This is a genomic window from Saprospira sp. CCB-QB6 (assembly GCF_028464065.1).
GTDB lineage: Bacteria > Bacteroidota > Bacteroidia > Chitinophagales > Saprospiraceae > Saprospira.
This window is the reverse complement of sequence record NZ_CP116808.1, coordinates 3,754,032-3,774,969: the sequence shown is the minus strand read 5'-3', so window position 1 is coordinate 3,774,969 and position 20,938 is coordinate 3,754,032. Positions and strand designations below refer to the sequence as shown.

The 20,938-nt window shown below is 42.4% G+C and carries 7 protein-coding genes; all 7 read right to left on the bottom strand.

Annotated elements, in window-relative coordinates; translation table 11 throughout:
* Window position 1: 1 nt before the first annotated feature.
* The gene (locus PPO43_RS14440) at window positions 2–2,575 is read right to left on the bottom strand and encodes an RHS repeat domain-containing protein (RefSeq protein ID WP_272619031.1); all 2,574 of its coding nucleotides are present in this window, start codon (window positions 2,573–2,575) and stop codon (window positions 2–4) included.
* A 526-nt stretch (window positions 2,576–3,101) separates the two neighbouring features.
* Window positions 3,102–3,467 (bottom strand): hypothetical protein, encoded by a 366-nt coding sequence (locus PPO43_RS14435; RefSeq protein ID WP_272619029.1) that lies wholly within the window; start codon window positions 3,465–3,467, stop codon window positions 3,102–3,104.
* Between the two features lie 9 nt (window positions 3,468–3,476).
* Window positions 3,477–5,525: an RHS repeat domain-containing protein gene (locus PPO43_RS14430; protein WP_272619027.1), complete on the bottom strand. Its 2,049-nt coding sequence runs from the start codon at window positions 5,523–5,525 to the stop codon at window positions 3,477–3,479.
* Between the two features lie 602 nt (window positions 5,526–6,127).
* Window positions 6,128–6,622, bottom strand: a complete 495-nt coding sequence (locus PPO43_RS14425) for a hypothetical protein (RefSeq protein WP_272619025.1) — start codon at window positions 6,620–6,622, stop codon at window positions 6,128–6,130.
* A gap of 7 nt (window positions 6,623–6,629) precedes the next feature.
* Window positions 6,630–13,526 (bottom strand): RHS repeat-associated core domain-containing protein, encoded by a 6,897-nt coding sequence (locus PPO43_RS14420; protein ID WP_272619023.1) that lies wholly within the window; start codon window positions 13,524–13,526, stop codon window positions 6,630–6,632.
* Between the two features lie 6 nt (window positions 13,527–13,532).
* Window positions 13,533–14,222 carry a LolA family protein gene (locus tag PPO43_RS14415; protein ID WP_272619021.1) on the bottom strand — a complete coding sequence of 230 codons (690 nt, stop codon included), beginning with the start codon at window positions 14,220–14,222 and terminating at the stop codon, window positions 13,533–13,535.
* A 332-nt stretch (window positions 14,223–14,554) separates the two neighbouring features.
* Window positions 14,555–20,323 (bottom strand): hypothetical protein, encoded by a 5,769-nt coding sequence (locus tag PPO43_RS14410; protein WP_272619019.1) that lies wholly within the window; start codon window positions 20,321–20,323, stop codon window positions 14,555–14,557.
* Between the last annotated feature and the right edge of the window lie 615 nt (window positions 20,324–20,938).

The window sequence follows — 20,938 nt, the reverse complement described above, 5'->3', positions numbered from 1 at the left end:
ACTATTTTACTTTATAGCCATTTAGTTGGTCACTTATACTTTTATCAAATCTTAACTCTTGATTATAGACTCCTGTTTCAAAATCAAAATCCTTAAGGTCTTTTATTTTTCCACTTTCCATCCATTTGTCATAAACATCTTTGGGTATTTTAAATTCATGAACATCTCCTGCTCTATCAAGTGCTGAAACATCCTTCTTATTAAGACCTGTAGATAAATTTTTATTACTAGAAACCCTACCATTTGCTAACTTCCCCTTATGGTATACAGTTATATATCCCGCTCCCGATTCCATCTTCAAAGCTTCAAATTCAGCAAATGATAATCTACTTGTTGTTTGAGTTCCTTTTACAGATGGTTTTGCTTTTGACATGCGATTAAGTACTTTCGGTCCATTAATGCTACTAAATACACCTACTGCAACCCCTGAAAGATATGATAAATTATTAAGGAATGTTTCTCTTCGGTTTAAAGTATTATAATATGGTTCAGGATAATATCCATCTTGTGCTCGATAAGGATCAACCGAAGACCAGTCAAACTTATATATATCAGCGAATTTTTCAAAATAAAACTGATAAAATCCATAATGTACAATAAACTCTTTTTTTAGAGGCATTTTAACTTCCATCCCAAGCCTAGATTCTGTCACATAGTTTTCTATGTTAGATCTTGGACTACAAGGGTTATAAGGATTACATTTATCTCCAACATTAAAATTTTTAAGTACAGGATTTCCTTTTATAAATTCACCTGTCGCTGCATAATGGATACGTTCTAGCCCCTCCAATTCAATCCCATCAATCACCCGATTCTCCGCAAAAGCATAACAACTATTCCAAGGATAATCTGGCGCAAGTGGGTCCACAGACAAAAACCTACCAACTCTCGCATCATGGATACGATACTTAAACACCACTCCCATATCAGGATCCTCCTCTTGCCCATTAAACCCAAAACGATACTCCTCCCCACTCACAAACTTGCGCCCAGGCATTTCCCAACCAAATGGATAATATAGACTAGCCGAAGAAACCTGCGCCAGATAATAATCTGCCTGTCCCGTTTGGCTGCTGTCTTGGCCCAAAGATTTATCGCTGACCGTAGCCAGTACGTTGCCTAAGTGGTTGGAGAGCTCGTAGCGGCGGCGGCCCAGCTCTAGTTGCTGGTAGCTGCTCACCACTGCCGAACTTTTAATCATAGTAAACTCCAAACTTTTTTGGAACTCCTTTAAGGTCGCTCTTTTTTGCAAGATCCCCAAACGGGCAGAGCCATATAAATGCAGCTCCTCCAAATACAGGCTATCCCCAGCCTCATTCACCACATTAGCCAAGCGATCCCGATGATCATAAACTGCCAGCACATTCCCCTGAGGGTCACGGACATAATACTGTCCCGTTGACCAATATACGGGCAAACCATATTGGTCCACTCCATAATACATCTTCTTCTTGGCCAAGCGGTTGCCCATGGGGTCGTACTCATACTTCAAGGCATCAGGACCCGCCTTGCCTGCCTCAAAACGAACCTCTTGCACCTTGCCTTGTACGTTCCAGACAATCTCCTCAATCTGCTCCGAGCTATCTCGAACCAAATTGCCGATTTCGTCATATTCATAGTTCGCTATTATGACCCCATTTTGGTGGAGTCCATCCCTTTGCAAGCCTGATTCTCCCGCTTGAGAATCTATATCGATCCCACTCTGCGACGAACTCACCCCGTCTCGAACAAACTGCAAACGATTCGTCTGTAGCTGTTCGCCTCTTAGCCCCCCACCCAATACATTGGAGCTATAAGGCAAGCTACCCGATGGAGCCGATGGAGGTTCATAACTATAATAATACGTCAACGCATCCAACAACTGATTCTCTGCATATCGCTTCAAATTCCAAATATTCCCATTCGCATCATAACTATATGAACTTCTATAATCTGGATGGGATCCATTTATTGTCGACAATAATTTGCTCCATTGCCCTCCATTACTCTCATAGGTATTCGACGAAACAATCCGATGCAACTGATCATACTTATACGCACTAGCATATCGACCTGTTCCCATCCCTTCTCGGCCTAGTTGTGGCAAGGCCGTCTGCATATAAGCGATGTTGCCATTAAACAAGCCTGAAACCCCATCTTTCGATAAAATATCTCCTGACATTTCACCCCATGCCGCTCCATCATTCAAAGATGAGCCCCCAATTGGCGTATAAGCCAACTCATTATAGCCCAAGCCATATGCATACTCATCTCGACTAAACCAGCGATGACGGCCCGTCTCATGACCATCCAATCCAGGATCTGTCCAAACCGCATTCTTCACCAAGCCATTCACCCCAATTATCCAGCCCTGCAAGCTATAACGATAATCAGAGCCCAATAGCTCTTCTCCTAGCTCCACTCTCGCCAACGGTCCATGCGCATAATAGTAATAACGCGCCTCCTTCTGCCACAAACGACCATCCTCTGAACTATACGCCAAACGAAGACGATTGTCTGCATCATAACTGTACTTATGATAAAACGCATCCACTTCCCCTGCCTGATAGGCCACCTCCCGAACATTTCCCGACACTAAATCATAGACATATTCTAGGCTAAAGCCTTTATCTAGATTCTTGACATACTGATCTTTTTTGGGGCCTGCCGCCTTCGGCGGCCGGGCTGTTTCGCAGCTCGCTGTTCGCTCGGCCCTGCGGCGCTTTCAGCGCCTTGGTCTGGCCTAACGGCCACTGCTGTCCATCCCTAGGCCTGCGGCGGCTTCGCCGCCTGTAGGATGGATATATATATACCTGTAGGTTGAAACCCACAGCAACCAAAGCGGCCATACCAAACGCAATAAAAATGGGCCGATGGTTAAAACCATCGGCCCATAACTAGAAAGGCTAATTTCCTGCATCTAGAAGGAGCGAAGCGACTGGCCTAGCGATGTGCAGGGGTGGCCGAAGGCCAGACCAAGCGGGCGAAGCCCGCGCAGGGCCGAGCAGACCTGCGAGCCCTGTAAGGGCCCGGCCGCCGAAGGCGGCAGGCCCCAACTACAAATCGATGTAGATAGAGCTATTCATGTGAAGATGGATTCGGCCACTAGTACAAATAAATATCTATTTTTTTTCAATTCGAGAGAAATTGTATTTAGGATTATCTTCAAATAAAGTTAGAGAACAACGACCGTCATAACTGAACCCAAGTATACAACTACTTGACTTACAGATACCCAATTCTCTAGTCGCCGCCCAGCTATCTAAGTAAACTGTTTTTCCACGAAAATCATAAGTACCTTCGTTTAAAATCTTATTCCCCTTTCTAAGAATATAATATCCAGAAGTTTCTATCTCTAAGGTAATTTCGTCATAATAATCATTCTGATAACTTCCAACTAAACTTTTGGTTTCAAAAAGACTGCATTGGTAAAATAAACCAATGCCGAATAAGCTAATTACACTTATGAGTTTCAACAATTTCTTCATATTGAGCAGTTATTCTGTGTCTTGAACATTAATAGGAACAGTGTATTCTTCTGGACAAGGATTTTCTTTTAGTTGACTTGTGTCTACAGGAATTATCACAGTAAATATCTGTGCTTTTGTTGACAACTCACCTCTATCATAATAATTTTCTCCCATATGAAGCATAAGGGAGTAGCGAGAAGTCTCATTATAAATTTTAACAACTACATTCATTTTACTATCATCTAAAGAAAGAGAAGCCACCGCCCCTCCAACAAAAAACTTGGATGCATTGAAAGTTGCTTCCCCATGTCTGTATGCTGACGGGCCCCATGACAATGGATTTGAGGTTGGACTAAATGGTATTCCTAGGCTAATGCTTTTTCCAGGCTCCAAGTTTCTAAGATCTAAATCTAATCCATCTTCTTCCAACTTTTCATTTATGTCAGAAAGTACATATCCACTCACTAAAGCTTTAGTAATTGCATGGCTTTCATCAAAATATCTAAGCTCCTTACCTGTTCCAGTAGCAAATTCATACAATAAAATAGTTGCTGTTTCTGATGCATCTTCCTTGAAAATTTTCTGCTTATCTGACTCGGACAATGATGCTAAGTCATAACTAGATTTTAAACCTGCATAACTCTCCATTGTACTTGAGAGTCCGTCATCAAGTGCTTGAGTAAGTGCTTGACTAGGCATCTTTTTGGCACCATCAATCACTCCATCAATCACATCTTTTGTTATGTTTTTCGCTGTGCTCACTACAGCACTAGTAAAACCATCCATCAAATGCTGTAAATAGTCCCCGTAGAATTGCTCCTCTGCACCATCCAAATCAACAGCCCAAATCGGCTTATTCCCAGCAAACTGATAGGGCGTATACCAAGGATAATCCGGACTCAAGGGATCCACACTCAAAAACTTCCCTATACTCGGATTATACAACCTAAAGCCATAATCCTGAATATTTTGCGTCCCCCAATCTCGGTCATCTTCCTTCCCATTAAACCCAAAACGATACCCCTCCCCACTCACAAACTTACGCCCAGGCATTTCCCAACCAAATGGGTAGTACAAACTAGCCGAAGAAACCTGCGCCAAATAATAATCTGCCTGTCCAGTTTGGCTGCTGTCTTGGCCCAAAGATTTATCGCTGACCGTAGCTAGGACGTTGCCTAAGTGGTTGGAAAGCTCGTAGCGGCGGCGGCCCAGCTCTAGTTGCTGGTAGCTGCTCACCACTGCCGAACTTTTAATCATAGTAAACTCCAAACTTTTTTGGAACTCCTTTAAGGTCGCTCTTTTTTGCAATATCCCCAAACGAGCCGAGCCATATAAATGCAGCTCCTCCAAATACAGGCTATCCCCAGCCTCATTCACCACATTAGCCAAGCGATCCCGATGATCATAAACCGCCAGCACATTCCCCTTAGGGTCACGGACATAATACTGTCCCGTTGACCAATATATGGGCAAACCATATTGGTCCACACCATAATACATCTTCTTCTTAGCCAAGCGGTTGCCCATGGGGCCGTACTCATACTTCAAGGCATCAGGACCCGGCTTGCCCGCCTCAAAACGAACCTCTTGCACCTTGCCCTGTACGTTCCAGACAATCTCCTCAATCTGCTCCGAGCTATCTCGAACCAAATTGCCGATTTCGTCATATTCATAGTTCGCTATTATGACCCCATTTTGGTGGAGTCCATCCCTTTGCAAGCCTGATTCTCCCGCTTGAGAATCTATATCAATCCCACTCTGCGACGAACTCACCCCATCTCGAACAAACTGCAAACGATTCGTCTGTAGCTGTTCGCCTCTTAGCCCCCCACCCAATACATTTGAGCTATAAGGCAAGCTACCCGATGGAGCCGATGGAGGTTCATAGCTATAATAATACGTCAACGCATCCAACAACTGATTCTCTGCATATCGCGTCAAATTCCAAATATTCCCATTCGCATCATAACTATATGAACTTCTATAATCTGGATGGGATCCATTTATTCTCGACAATAATTTGCCCCATTGCACTCCATTACTCTCATAGGTATTCGACGAAACAATCCGATGCAACTGATCATACTGATACGCACTAGCATAGGTTTTTGGGGCCTGCCGCCTTCGGCGGCCGGGCCCTTTCAGGGCTCGCAGGTCTGCTCGGCCCTGCGCCTGCATCGCCCTTGGTCTGCCGCTGCGCGGCACCCTTACAGGCCCCTAGGCCAGTCGCTTCGCTCCTTTGCGGCGGCTGCGCCGCCTGCTATCTGGGCCTGTAGGTTAAAACCTACAGCAACAAAAGAGGCCACACGAACTGCAATAAAAATGGGCCGACGGTTGAAACCATCGGCCCATAATGAGTTGTAATAAACAGCTTTATCATTTATAGCAAACAAGGGCTTTAGCCCGCCAGTTTGCATAGTCTACAACCATGGGCTTCAGCCCATGGGCCCAAAACTGCCCAGCTACCGAAGCTGAAAGCCAAAAGAAAAAAGACAGTTGAGCGGCCTAGCGATGTGCAGCAGTGGCCGTTAGGCCAGACCAAGCGGGCGCAGCCCGCGCAGGGCCGAGCGAACAGCGAGCTGCCGAACGTAGCGCCCGCCGAAGGCGGCAGGCCCCAAAAAATCAAAACACAGATTTTCTTATTACAATTTTGAAAAGCAAATTACTTTTTTCAGCAACTAGTACCTATCTAATATTTCTTGAATATTGAAGTTAAAGTTATACTTTGCATAATTTTGCATCCCATTAAAGTCACTAAAGTGATATCTTGTTTTATCATATAGAAGGATTAAGCCAATGTTGTGTTCCCGATAATCAATGACTTTAGCCTCTCCCTGAGCACCAACTACGCCTAAAGAATAACTCACTCCTTTTATTTTTGAAAAAGAGTTGTATAAATCAAAAAAGGCCTTCAACCGCTGCTCTTCAGTAAGAAACTTTTGTTGTAAAATCTTTTTCCAGCCATAAGCTAGATTTATATCAGGCCCTAATTTCATGATTACCCACTCATGAAATAAATCAAAAGCAGGGTAATCATCTTCACATACTTTATCCGAAAAATCTTTTTCCATCAAGAAACCTCTTATACAGTTGTATAAAGAGTCTAGAGACACTGGATCTATAAACATACTAGGTCGTTGCTCGATGTACAAAAGAAGTTGATGTAAATTCATTTTTATCTTATGGTTTTGTTAGTGTTTCCTCTGCATTTCCTTGCTGTAAAGCATCTTCACTATGTCTTAGTCTTTTATTTCTATCCATAAACCAGAACTTCTTTGCATATTCCTGTCTCGAAATTCCCTCTGGAAATATATTGTCATAGATATATTTAGTTCCATCGGAACGAGTCACTTGAATCAACTCATGTGTTCCATTTCTTGTAACAGGTCCGACTCCATCTAACTCAATACCGTAATCGTAGACGCTTTTAAATTCTATTCTTTCCACCTTAGCTACATCTTCAAAATCAACGTTACCATTCTTTGCTTTTGTCATGAAACTAGCTGCATAGTCTTTACACTTATACATTTTGCCAGCCCCTTTGAGACCTTTTAAAAAAGCCGCAGAAATACCTGGCACGAGAGCCCCCGCAAGATGAATATTCCCCTTAGAAATATCTCCTTGAGAATAATTATAGGCGGCCATTGAGCCATCATAAACAGTCCAAAACCCATCGGCACTAAATTGCCCCAACAAAATAATAGGATTCTGGCTAGCCTCCAACTGTTGTTTAGCCTCCCGTTGAAGAGCCATTCTACGCTTCATTTCAGCGGTAAATGGCCCAACATACGCTTTATTGGAATTGTATAAGCTTTTTTGCGCACTCTCCCTCTGCGCCTCTTTTAATTCAAATTCAACTTGTAAGTTAGGTACGTTATAAGTAATTCCATCCACAGCTGGAACTCCTAACTTAGGATCTGCAGGAGCTGTAAACTGTTTATCTGTAGTTCGGCTACTTTCAAGCCCCTCCAAATCAATCCCCTCAACCACCCGATTCTCCGCAAAAGCATAACAGCTATTCCAAGGGTAATCTGGCGCAAGTGGGTCCACAGACAAAAAGCGGCCAACCCTCGCATCATGGACACGATACTTAAACACCACTCCCATATCAGGATCCTCCTCTTGCCCATTAAACCCAAAACGATACTCCTCCCCACTCACAAACTTACGGCCAGGCATTTCCCAACCAAATGGATAGTATAGGCTTGCAGAAGATACCTGCGCCAGATAATAATCTGCCTGTCCAGTTTGGCTGCTGTCTTGGCCCAAAGATTTATCACTGACCGTAGCCAGTACATTGCCTAAGTGGTTGGACAGCTCGTAGCGGCGGCGGCCCAGCTCTAGTTGCTGGTAGCTGCTCACCACTGCCGAACTTTTAATCATAGTAAACTCCAAACTTTTTTGGGACTCCTTTAAGGTCGCTCTTTTTTTCAAGATCCCCAAACGAGCCGAGCCATATAAATGCAGCTCCTCCAAATACAGGCTATCCCCAGCCTCATTCACCACATTAGCCAAGCGATCCCGATGATCATAAACTGCCAGCACATTCCCCTGAGGGTCACGGACATAATACTGTCCCGTTGACCAATATACGGGCAAACCATATTGGTCCACACCATAATACATCTTCTTCTTAGCCAAGCGGTTGCCCATGGGGCCGTACTCATACTTCAAGGCATCAGGACCCGCCTTGCCCGCCTCAAAACGAACCTCTTGCACCTTGCCCTGTACATTCCAGACTATCTCCTCAATCTGCTCCGAATAATCTCGAACCAAATTGCCAATTTCGTCATATTCATAGTTTGCTATTATGACCCCATTTTGGTGGAGTCCATCCCTTTGCAAGCCTGATTCTCCCGCTTGAGAATCTATATCAATCCCACTCTGCGACGAACTCACCCCATCTCGAACAAACTGCAAACGATTCGTCTGTAGCTGTTCGCCTCTTAGCCCCCCTCCCAATACATTTGAGCTATAAGGCAAGCTACCCGATGGAGCCGATGGAGGTTCATAGCTATAATAATACGTCAACGCATCCAACAACTGATTCTCGGCATATCGCTTCAAATTCCAAATATTCCCATTCGCATCATAACTATATGAACTTCTATAATCTGGATGGGATCCATTTATTGTCGACAATAATTTGCTCCATTGCCCTCCATTACTCTCATAGGTATTCGACGAAACAATCCGATGCAACTGATCATACTTATACGCACTAGCATATCGACCTGTTCCCATCCCTTCTCGGCCTAGTTGTGGCAAGGCCGTCTGCATATAAGCGATGTTGCCATTAAACAAGCCAGAAACCCCATCTTTCGATAAAATATCTCCTGACATATTACCCCATGCCGCTCCATCATTCAAAGATGAGCCCCCAATTGGCGTATAAGCCAACTCATTATAGCCCAAGCCATAAGCATACTCATCTCGACTAAACCAGCGATGACGGCCCATCTCATGACCATCCGATCCAGGATCTGTCCAAACCGCATTCTTCACCAAGCCATTCACCCCAATTATCCAGCCCTGCAAGCTATAGCGATAATCAGAGCCCAATAGCTCTTCTCCTAGCTCCACTCTCGCCAATGGTCCATGCGCATAATAGTAATAACGCGCCTCCTTCTGCCACAAACGACCATCCTCTGAACTATACGCCAAACGAAGACGATTGTCCGCATCATAACTGTACTTATGATAAAAAGCATCCGCTTCCCCGGCCTGATAGGCCACTTCCCGAACATTCCCCGACACTAAATCATAGGCATATTCTAGGCTAAAGCCTTTAGCTAGATTCTTGACATACTGATAATAGTGAGATACATTCCCTAAAATATCATAGCTATAATAGTTCGCTTGGTATTGGTTCTCTACCTTTGATACTCGGCCTCGAAGATGCTCCTGATTGATCGGACTAGTTGCCAACTCATCATAGCTCGTACGCACCCACTCATCTAAAGTATAACTACTTGCAGCAGGAAAACTCAAATCATTCAAATCTGCCGCTAAAAGTGAAGGATCTGTTGGCATTTGGTAATCTTCCAATTGCCCAACCTCAACCACTCTACTCAGCTCATCATAACGAGTATAGCTATAATCTACAGCTGCGGCCTGCTTCGCATTTTGAGATAAGCGCAAGCGCTGCTCATCATCGTACCAAAAGTTCGTTGCCCCTCCATCAGGACTATCCTGCCATAAAATTTGGCCCATACTATTGTACTTGTACTTTGTATGTAACCCTCTGGCAGTATGCTCTGGCTCATCCCCTAACCACTGGCCTAAAGAATCAAACGAACTAGCCGATAAGGGGCGCACCGAGGCGGGCGGTATCGTTTGCACTAAACTCCCCGCCTGATCGTAATAATATAAGGTATAATGATATTCCCCCGTCTCATAGCTCACCGAAAAGGACTCCTTAAAAGGATTATCCCAACAGCTTCCTACCTGCTCCCGATAGGCCGTGATCATCTCTGCGATCAACTCCTGCTGTGCTTCCCAGGCTTCCTCCATCGCATCTTCAACCAAAGAGGCTATACAAGAATCTTGTAAATCGGAGAGACTTATTGTAAAATTACTTAAAGCCGTATCCTCCTTAGGGACAAACACTAAGGAATCAATTATAGTTATTACATCTCCTGGACCATAAAGCTTATTTTCCACTCTAAGTGTATCGTACAAGGCTCCATGAGCCGTCAAAATCAAATCTTCATAGCTCGCGATAGAACAACTATCTGGATCTACAGGATAAGGGTCTGCCCCTAATAAACTCAAGGCCGTATCTAAACGAATAAATACACTATCCAAATGTGGCGATTGCCCAGACTGATAATCTTCCAACAAAGCATACCCCAAGGGGTTGCCCGTTCCACAACTCGATAAACAGTTCGCTTCCATATCCAAAGCAATACGATCTAAAATTGCCTGTATCGCCAGATAAGTTGCTCCTGTCGTATCTAAATCACCTAATCCACAAGAAAGCAACTCTGTTTCTATTTCCCAACGGCTATAAGCCGCATTTGTGGAACAACCATCAGCACAATTATCACTTATCGCAGCTATAATACTATCCTCGATTTCTGTAAAACTCGCAGCCGTATCATAAGGCGGAAAGGCCGTTACTGTAGCTAAACTATCACTATAATAGCTACATTGACTACACTTTTGCTCTATCTGAAACTTCGCCCCTTGATAATAGGATAAAAAGCTTGACCAACGGAGTTCCTCTGTCGATCTTGTCTGTGGACCAGTCCAACTCAAGCTTGGATCTATTAAGCTATCTACATAGTTAACCATCAACTGTGGATACAAATAGACACTAGAAGTATAATAATCCTCTAACATCCGCTTCATCTCATTCTCCAAGTAATTCGCATCACAACTACTATAGGCTGGAAACACGATCAAAAATGAATCATTCTGAGCAAACTCACTCATTGCTGCTGCTGCCTGATGTATCTTTACTGTAGCATTACTGTTCTCGCCTGCCTGCCAAGCATACCAGTCCTTATACAAACTCATTCGTGCATCATAACGCTTACTCGCTAACAAACCTACACAACTTTCATAATGACAATACTCCCGATGACGGCTTGTTAATTCTGATAAAATTGTTTCTTGGTACAAACTATCCTTTAGAAGTTGTACCAAAAGAACCACCAAAGAATCTGTATTATCTGCTTGGCTAAAGTCGTAGTATACATCTGCTGTACTGCTTTCCAGACTCAAATTCCCACTATAGTTAATCGTTGTCGAATTGACTACCTCTATCGTTAAGGAATTACCTGATAAATCCGCTAAGGTAAAATTAGCTAAGCCTGTAAAATCGACCAAGTCTGCAGCCAACCATGCCGATGCACTCACTGTCGTCAATTGATCCTCTATTTGAGATAAAATCCCATTACAAACCTCTACTTGGGCCGATAGTATAGGATTCGTATCTGCCGTATCTGCTGGATTTAGCTCTTCGATAAAGTTACACAAACTAGAATCTATCGCTGCTGGACTCACCGTTGGTATCATATTATTATCCTCAAAGAGCGAGGACAAACTATCTAAGGGCATTTCCGCAGATAACAATCGAAGGCGTTTGTTCACTGTATATTCCCCCATTTCTGCTAAGCTCAGATCAAATGACACCCCATGACTGTGTACATTCCCTAGGCCACAATTTGTTAAATCTGAAGCCCGGATTGTATCTCGGATTTGATAGCGATTATAGTTCGAGTCTATTACTGTTGTATGTAGCACCCCTCCTGTCAACGAACTGGGACTAACATAATGTCCATCAGGATCTGTTACCTCTATCTCTAAAGCATAAGCACAGCTCTCACATAAACTATTTTGGAAACCCGCTAGCTCAAAATAGCTCGCATCCACCTGATAGTCAAAACTAAAGGTCTGTACCCCCATATCTGTCTTCAACAAAACATGCGTCATTGAGGACTGATTATTCGCTAAGACATTGCTCCCCATCATATCTAGTCGTTGGTCATAGCTCTCCTTATGACTCAACTCTTCCACATTCGTCGGAGCCTCCCCGGCCAAAGCGGTTGCTACTGTTTGACCCGCCTGATCTACATAGGCAACGGATGCCTGTCCGTTTGCATCTACTGTTACATGCTTTTCATAATGTGTTGCATTCCCCACATTGGACCCAAACAATCGACGAAGCTCTGTCGTACTCGCTGATCCATAAAAATAGCGTGTCTCCCGTCCTGTGCCTAACTGATAAGGCCCACCTACTCCAGACTGCTCTGCTACACGGCCCGTCCCATCTCGCTTATAGCGCAACTGACTCATCGGATAGCCCTCTGCATCGGCTATATAAGGAACATAAAGCCCATCAGCTGTCGACCCCAAATGAGCCGAAGAATAATAGTAAGACGCTCCTGAATTCGTTGATAAGGGCTCCGCTCCTGTATCTTTATCGTAATCCGTATAATTATACGGCTGTCCCTGACTGTTCTGATTAAAATTTGCCTTAAAAAATAGATTATTTTCCACCCCTTGAGTCGGTACAGGCAAGATATTAACCACCGCCTGACCTTCCAAGCTATAGTCCGTTTCTCCAACCAAACTCAAATCATCATCATTCAAATAGGTCACCACCTGACGAGCCCGCATGCTCTCATCAAAATAGGTAATCACCTTCTTTTGCTTTCCCGATTCCGCATATACAGTACTATACTGCCAGTTCTCTTCTGGCTCAAAGGCCTCTGAAGGACTCACAGTCTCTTGCCCAACAACTGACCAGGCCCCTTCTTTTCGCCAACTGTAATTGCTGCCCGTATTTCGAATATAACGGCCTATTGGGCGAATCCGATAATAGATCTCCCCTGCAGGATAGCTCAACTCAAAACGATAGTGCTGCGCTGAAGTCTCTACTCGAATCGCATCCGCAAAAAATTCTGGATCAGTCGGATCTGCGGCTTTTGATATCTCCGCATCCCAAAACACAAGCTCCACCTCTGCGGACTCCATTCCCGGAAGATAGTCCCAATACAGCTCCAAATAGCTCTCTTTCTCTCCTTGGCTCGCATCTGAATTAAAAACATGCTCCCCTCCTACCGTCAAAGCAGTCGTAGGATCCAAATAATAATAATGCTTCCGCTTCAAGCGCAATTGTAGCTCTATATCCTCTGGACCAATCCCGCTAATATCACTAAGACTGCTCCCATTATAGCTCAGGCCCTTTATCTCAATCTCACACTCCCCTAGCTCATGAGGCAATAACACCATTGACTCAAATACCCCTAATTGTTCTGTATTTGATAAACGCAAAGTATCTATATCTGTCCGCCCATGCCAGCTAAAATACAACTCCAACTCCCAATCTGCAGCCCCACTAATATCCAGCAAATCCCGTCGACCATAAACCAAATGTAGCTCCGCTTCCCACGATATCCGGTGGTCTGCACTTTCACTCAAATTATAATCTGGCGCACGAAGTCCCAGCTTCTTTCCCACATAAATAGAATCTGCGGGCGCTGACAACCACAAATCACTATCGCCCGCCCAGCTAAATAGGGGCAAGAACAAACACAAAAGGAGATATAGTACTTTATTCGTTTTCATGACAATTTAATGACTTTGCTGATTGATGAGTTTATAGGTCTTGTAGCTACTTACTGGATAGTATTTGCCAGATCTTTTTTCAATGTATTGTTTAGCACTAAAGTGATATTTCGGCTTAGGGGATGTGCTCAAATTTAGAAAGCGCATATCTACCTTTAACAACTGATCCATTTCTGCTATATATGATTCATAAATTACCCTTTGAATAAGCATCTTTTCTGCATCTATATAAAGCTCCATATTTTTCATCAAGTAGCCCTTTTTCATACTTACTTTGTAGTGTTTCAGCCCTTCTTTTAACCCCAAATACTCTATTTTATCGTATAGGTGCATTGCTTCCTCAACCTTAGAAAGCATTTCATCTTCTTGAGCTGCTGTTGACTCTTGAAGATTTTGCAGAATAATCATTTTATCTTCCTGATCAACCATAATAGCTTCTTTAGCTGTTTTCAGAAAAATAAATGACCCAAAAGCATAATGCAACAAGTCTTTTTGTTTATATATAAAACCTTTATTTTGTTCTAAGGGCTTTAACTTAGAGAACTGTAAATCATAGATATCTACCTCTATATCAGCAGAAAAATTCACTATTTCTGCATAGCGTTTTTCCAAAGCTTCATAATCCTTTTTCAGATCTTGTCCCCATAAGGAGAATTGTAAAACTAGGCCTATAAGGGCAAAAATATACTTCATCATTTTTTCTTTTTTGGGGGCTTGCCCGCCCCATGGGCGGGCCGGGCTGTGTCGCAGCTCGCAGGTCTGCTCGGCCCTGCGTTTTTTTTCGCTGCGCTCAAAAAACTAGGTCTGGCCTACGGCCACTGCTATCCATCCCTAAGCCGACGGCCCTTCGGGCCTTTTTACTGTAGGTTGAAGCCTACAGCCATGGCCAAAAGCCAAACGGCCTAGCGATGGTAGGCAGTGCGGCAAAGCCGCAGACCCAGCAAAAACTTGTTTTTTGCGCAGGGCCGAGCGAGCAGCGAGCTGCCGGACGTAGCGCCGCAGCTTTGCTGCGGAGGCCCAAAAATCACTTATTCTACATCTGTTGTTTTCATATGAGAGCCAGTCTCCTGGATAGTTTTAATTCCTCGTTCCGTTTCCTTTTGCACGGCAATTAGGGTCCCTTCTTGGTTATAGAGGTATCGGCTAAAGAAATTATTGTTATCTAGAGTAGCTCTAACTTTGTAATTAACAGGGTCGTAAATATAGGTTTGCAAGCCTCCTTCGGCAGGAAAAATCCGTAAATCGTCAATATAAAGCGCTTTAGCTTCATGCTTATTTTGCAGGCCTAAAAGTCCTTCATAAGTAGCTGAAAGCAGCGCTGCTTCAGGGATGCTAAACTGTCCTTCCATTCGTTGCCAGCCATCGATAATCGTTCCTGTAGGGCTCATATTGCTTAATAGCTGCAGATTAGAGCTAGTCAGTAGGTCGACAAAAGGTTGATAAGTTGGGCGGTCGGCATTATCCAATTTTACCCAGCAGCTAAAGACATAGGCTTTATCTGCTTCGAGTTCCATCATACTATTATCGAAGTTAAAGGTTCCATTAGCTTGTAGTTTGATCGAAAGATTTCCTGTATGGGCTGTTTCGTCAGAGATGCTAGCCATTGTATTTGAAATCTCTTGGCTAGGCAATTTTCTTTCGATGCTTACTGCGCCGGTGAGGCGGTAGGCTGAAGGGATATCTAGTCCATTGGGATCATAATGAATAATAATTTTCCCATTGGGGCTAGCACTTAAGCTATCGATAACAATTCGGTCTGATTGTGCTTTTCCGGCTTCATCACGAAGGTGTAGTCGCATATTTTGGCCCTGATAATAGTTGCTCCAACTACTTTGGTAGGGTTCATCTAGATAGAGTTGTCCATCAGTCCAATAAAAAGGTTGAGCAACATCTAGGCGGTGATAAATTGCGTAGTCGGTATCAGTTTGGTTGCCAAAGTTTAGCTGTCCAGTTTCGATATGCGGCAAATTATTGAGATCTGTAGTTGTTGCATATTCTTCAAAACCTTCAAAAGCGATTTCCTCTTGTTTGGCATTGGCGGCTACGGCAATTGGTAAAGAGCCATTGTAGCCGTATAGGGCAGAAGAGTACAGTCCGATGATATTGCGATTTTCAGTTTCCGCATTATCGCCATTGTACTTAGTAATTGTATTCGTTTTCTTCCATTTGTCAAAAACGTCACAATCTTGCATCAAGACAGGCCGGTTCCATTCAAAAAGGACAACAGAATCCATAGCCCCATCTTCGCGGAGATTGACTGTGGGTGTAGTTTGTCTTCTTTCATCGACATAAGCATAACTATTTAGCATTCTATAGATACCTCTTTCGCCAGTGGCATAGGGGTTATCACTAGCAGTAGCATGCATTTGCAGCCAATCTTCGCTGAGTTCTGCAGCGGAAATGTTTAATACATCATTGATCGTTCTATAGGCATATAATGGTAGCGACAACTGTTCTTCCGCTGGCCATTGGAATTCGTGGCAGAATATACGATCCGTAGCCAAGATAAAGGTTACAGGATCAGTGGCGGCTCTCATTTTCACTTCAATAGCAATTTCGAGTACATCTATTCCACTAAATCGATTACAGCCGCGAATAGCGTAGCTTTCAATTTTTGGATAGGTTGTTCCTTGAATTGCATTATTGCTATAGCCTTGTAAGCGGACATCTACAAAATGCTGTAATTCAGCGCCTATTTTAGGTACATCACCTTGACTTCCTTCTAGGTAGTAATAGATAGGATTCAGCAAGTGTGTACCCTCTGGTTCCCATTTAATTTTAGCTGGATTGTACTCCACTAATCCCTCAAAGCAATCAGGTGTAGAGTAGGTAGTGTAAGGATTAACAGTTTCACCATCCTCTTCAAGATAATTAACAGAAACATCATTGGGGTTTGCAGGATCTTCTGGCTCAACTGTACAGCCCCAGTAGCTACAGTCTTCAAAGTTAATTAAGCTAGCTAGTTGAGTCCATTTTGAACTCAAGACTGCACTTCCCCCAGTATTTATCCGATTTGCATAAGCTTCTGTTGGAGAATTTCCTAAGTAGCTAGAAGTTGTAGCTGCACTACCTAAGTTATCCACATCCAAGGTTGCATTTAAGAAATCAGCTAGTTCTGCAGCTATTGCTTCAGTTTCTGTATCGCAACTATAAGTAATAGTGTCTAATTGTAGAGGTCCATCACAAGAAACTACAGCTCTATTTATTGTAGGGTCAGACAAAGCTGTAATACTTCCAACTGATGCAGTCAGCTGATTTCTGGCACCAGAGCGAATTACTTTTAGTCGATAAGTACTTCCTAGAGCTACAGGATCGTCTGAATGCATTTCCAAATAGCAATTACTATTCTCTTCGTATTTAGAGAGTAATGTAAACTTAACTGCAGGGGATGAAGGATTTGTTTGGTTATAAGCCAAGTACTCATCTCCAGCGATTAAACCCTCCATAAGATCATTCCAGGTAGTGGGTAATTGTGGGCCCAAGTCTAATACATAGCGATTATCTGTTCCTGCTAAGCGTTGATTTCCGACAGCAGCAAGAAACTCAGCCCCCCAGTTTTTATATGCGGGACCAACTCCTTTATAGAAAAAATGTGCAGGTAGATTATAGCTATAAATAGCATCGTCATAGTTATTGTTCACTCTTGTTAAGAGTGCTTGTCCAGTGTATTGATCATATAATAGATTTTCTGTTTCCACTCTAGACTGTCCGTTGTAAGCTACAACTTTATCCATAATAGCTGCACGACGAATAACTTTGTTGGTCACTTGAGTGTGCATAGATTCATTTGTTATATGACCATGACCTATATTTAAAGGTAAAAAAGTCCATAATGACCAAAGTATGTTTACACCGAATCCAATAGACCTTGCTCTTGAGGTGTTTCTCTCAGCACCAACAGTCATTTCACGATCAACGCCCATTTCTTGGTACTCAACTTTTACATTTTGCCCATAGTCAGCCCCACCTGTATCACTTAATAAAACAGGAACAAGGCTAGTTAAAACTTTTCGTTCTCGAAGTCTAATCCCCTCTGCATAACTTTCGACTCTATGCTTGTAATTATATTCTACCCAACTTATTGGACTATCAAGCATTTCTCCATCCTTGCTTTGCGCATACTGACTCACCTTTTTAAGTCTGCCATGCATATTGTTAAGTTCTACAGAATAAGCTTGACTGCCCCTATAATGTGCATATTTATTGAAACCCAATAATGGTATAGGAATAATATTTGATGAGTACTTCTTATCAACTTTTCCAAACTTGAGAATATATGGAAAATCCTTTGCTGTATAGAATTCATGAATAGATTGTCCAGAACTAGCAAAGCCTTTAAGGTTCGGGTCTATACCTGCATCTTGATAAGCTTGTGAAAAGGGCTCTCCTTTTCGTTGAGCAAGGCTAGCTTCTGTTGCCAAACTCCTCACAGTTACTTTAGAATAGCCTATAGATGCTCCTGGAAGGAAATTCTCATTGTAGGGATATTCAAAAAAATACAATTCATCCTGGTTTCTCTTTTTTTCTTTCATGTAGTGTTTTGCATAGCGTAAACCACTAGCCTCTCGCCCCACTACAGGTGTTGCTGCAGCAACACCACTACTAATGACTTCCCCATTTTTATCTTGAGTATCATAGTCATAAACCATCCCATAAACAGGCGTATTTTCCTTAGTCCAATGGTCTTTAAGTAAAACTCGTTTCACTCTCAGTCCGTCACCAAATATTCTTCGGTCGGGAGTATTTAGACGAATAAAAGAGCGCTTTAGGTTTCCTTTCTTTCCTAGTTGTCTCTCTCCACATACCTTATAAAAGCTCTTGATGGCTAAAATGGCGTTTTCCATCATTCGTCTCCAAGCATGTCCATTTCCTCCAGCAGGTCCTGTTCCTGTTAATGGTGGTTCTCCTAGAAATTGATCGAATAAGTTGAACTTAATGTATTGCCATACATTTATAGCCAAAGGATGATATTTATTGACTTTAGATGAAAAAGCCCCATAATCCTTTAAGATAATTCGTCCATATAAATAATCTCCCCCTGAGGCAGAGGGAACCAACTCATAAGACTTGATATACAAATAAGCGACTACATTCTCATGATAACCATCACTGGCAAGATATTGCCCAAAAACGTTGGCTGCATAACGCAAATAGAGTTGTTTTCCCTTATCATCTTCATAAAGGTCTGTAAAATATCGTTCAAATTTTGCTCCTGCAGCTGCGTCATTAGAAATAGGCTCCTCTAGTTTAAAATAAATAGATAAGGCTTCTTTTTTACCAGAGGTATTTAAACTAGACAACTTAGAAGTATACAGTTTAGCTAATGCAGAAGAATCTGGATGACTAATATCTGTTGTATTTTCTATTAACTTTTCCTCATCATAAGGATTATGCGGATCTCCAAATGCTACAATATTAAACATTTGTCCCGCAACGTGATCCTGCTCATAGCCATATTCATCTCTTTCTAACTCTAATTCAATAATAGAGCCTGAGGGTAGTTTTATTTTTTTCAAATGCCAGACAGAGGCTCTGTCTGCCATCTCCTGTTTTGTTAAAGGTGCAACTAATGAATTAGTTTGTTGTGTATAAGAAATATAGCTATCAGTGCAAGCATTTTCTAGCTCCCCTCGATTTGTTCCCCAACGATCTACACCTAAAGCATAATAGTTGGCATAAGAAACCCCTTGATCGGGATACTCAAATTGATATGGATTTAAAGCTCCTCGCTTAGAGTTCTCATAGGTAAAATAAACTTTCTTCAAAGTCAATTTTCCGCCCCCATTCACATTATTTTCTGTACCAGGACACAGCTCATAACTATACTCAAAATGGACAACTTTCATAGGTATCGCAGAACTTCCCTTTGTAGCTAACTCCTGCTTAGAAAAGATTCGGATTGAGTCTAACTTATAAGATGAATCACCATACTTGATGGTTGAGTTTTGATCTTGAATATAATCTCCTGCGCCATAGGCATCTTCTCGTTGAGAATAGGCAAATTCAGCTCTATGTGTTTTAGTTTCTATTCTAGCCACGTAATACTGCTCTCTTTTTCCTGCAGTAAAGCTACCTTTATCATCTATTTTCGCAGTGGCTTGTCCTTGACTATAAGTAGCGCCTAAAAAAGGACTACGCCATATATAAGCATCTGATGTTTTTGCATACTCAAAACGAACCCAATAGCCTTGGTCCTCATCATTAGGTTCTCCATCTGTAGGGTCCATATCAATATAGTTCGTTCCCAATATAGAGGTTAGCATATAAGAGTGGGCATAAGATGGAGTTGTTGTTACATCTAAATACTCCTCTGTATCGGTTACCTTATAATGAATACTTCCATCTCTTTGATCAATGTCAATAACTTTCTTACAAGGATCTATTTCTGGTGCAACCGAGAAAGCATATTCCTTTTGTTCTACATTTTGCACAGCTAGGCCATAATTCCAACGAAGCCCTTCTTCTGATAAGACAGTATAGGCTCCAGTATGATTTTCTTTCGTTAAAGGTCTAGATAAATTTTCTTTTACAGAATATTCGTCAATAACAGCACTTTCTTGTTTACTATAATGTTGTATATTAAACTCTGGAAGTAAACCAGTAGCTAACTCTCTATTTTTATATGGTTGTATAGATTTACTTCTTGCCTTTCTTTTCCCTCGGCCCTTAACATCTGCTAATGTAGCTCCGGTATGAAGACTTCTTAGTTGGCTACTTTTACTATTAAAACCAAGTAATGGCTTTACTAAATCATCCCCCATTAAATAAGCATCACTAATAAGTCGTTCTGTAGACATTTCACCAAAGCCCTTATAGTAATAAGGTTCAAAAAAAGGATCTGAAGCAGTTTTTCTCTGTGCTCCAATATTATTTCCATACTCTGGATGGTGGTTATAAACATGCTCTTTTTGTTGATTATAATCCGCATCAAGTCCTACGCGTAAAGGCGCTCCAAGACCTAGTTCAACTCCGGCACTCCCCCCATAAACATGTACCTTATTATCACGACTGGTAACAACAGCAATATCATTTCGATATGGCTGATAGGCTCCGCCCACGCCCTGACCTGTAACAGATAGAACATCTGAAGTTATTGAGGGGATTGGTAGATTTGTTGTCCACGACTGAATGGCTGTCTGTCCTTCTGTATTGTGATCTGTCAATGCTTGATTATCATCTCTTGCTTCCCCCAAATATTCTACTCCATATGCTTTTGCCTTAAAGTTTTTTCTAGCAAGCTTTCGAATTGACTGAGAATAATGTAGTCCTCCCTTCCAATATATAGTACCAGCCGAACCTCCTATATCAAAATTCGCAGAAAAGTTAGACCCCTTAAATTGTCTATCCGCAACAGGTGTATATGTCGTCTCTGATCCAGGCATCAAACCTATGCTTACTCCAGTGACAGATTC

Coding starts and splice junctions, on each gene's coding strand:
- PPO43_RS14435 (WP_272619029.1), bottom strand. CDS start 3,467: ATGAAGAAATTGTTGAAACTCATAAGTGTAATTAGCTTATTCGGCATT.
- PPO43_RS14425 (WP_272619025.1), bottom strand. CDS start 6,622: ATGAATTTACATCAACTTCTTTTGTACATCGAGCAACGACCTAGTATG.
- PPO43_RS14420 (WP_272619023.1), bottom strand. CDS start 13,526: ATGAAAACGAATAAAGTACTATATCTCCTTTTGTGTTTGTTCTTGCCC.
- PPO43_RS14415 (WP_272619021.1), bottom strand. CDS start 14,222: ATGATGAAGTATATTTTTGCCCTTATAGGCCTAGTTTTACAATTCTCC.
- PPO43_RS14410 (WP_272619019.1), bottom strand. CDS start 20,323: ATGTCTACAGAACGACTTATTAGTGATGCTTATTTAATGGGGGATGAT.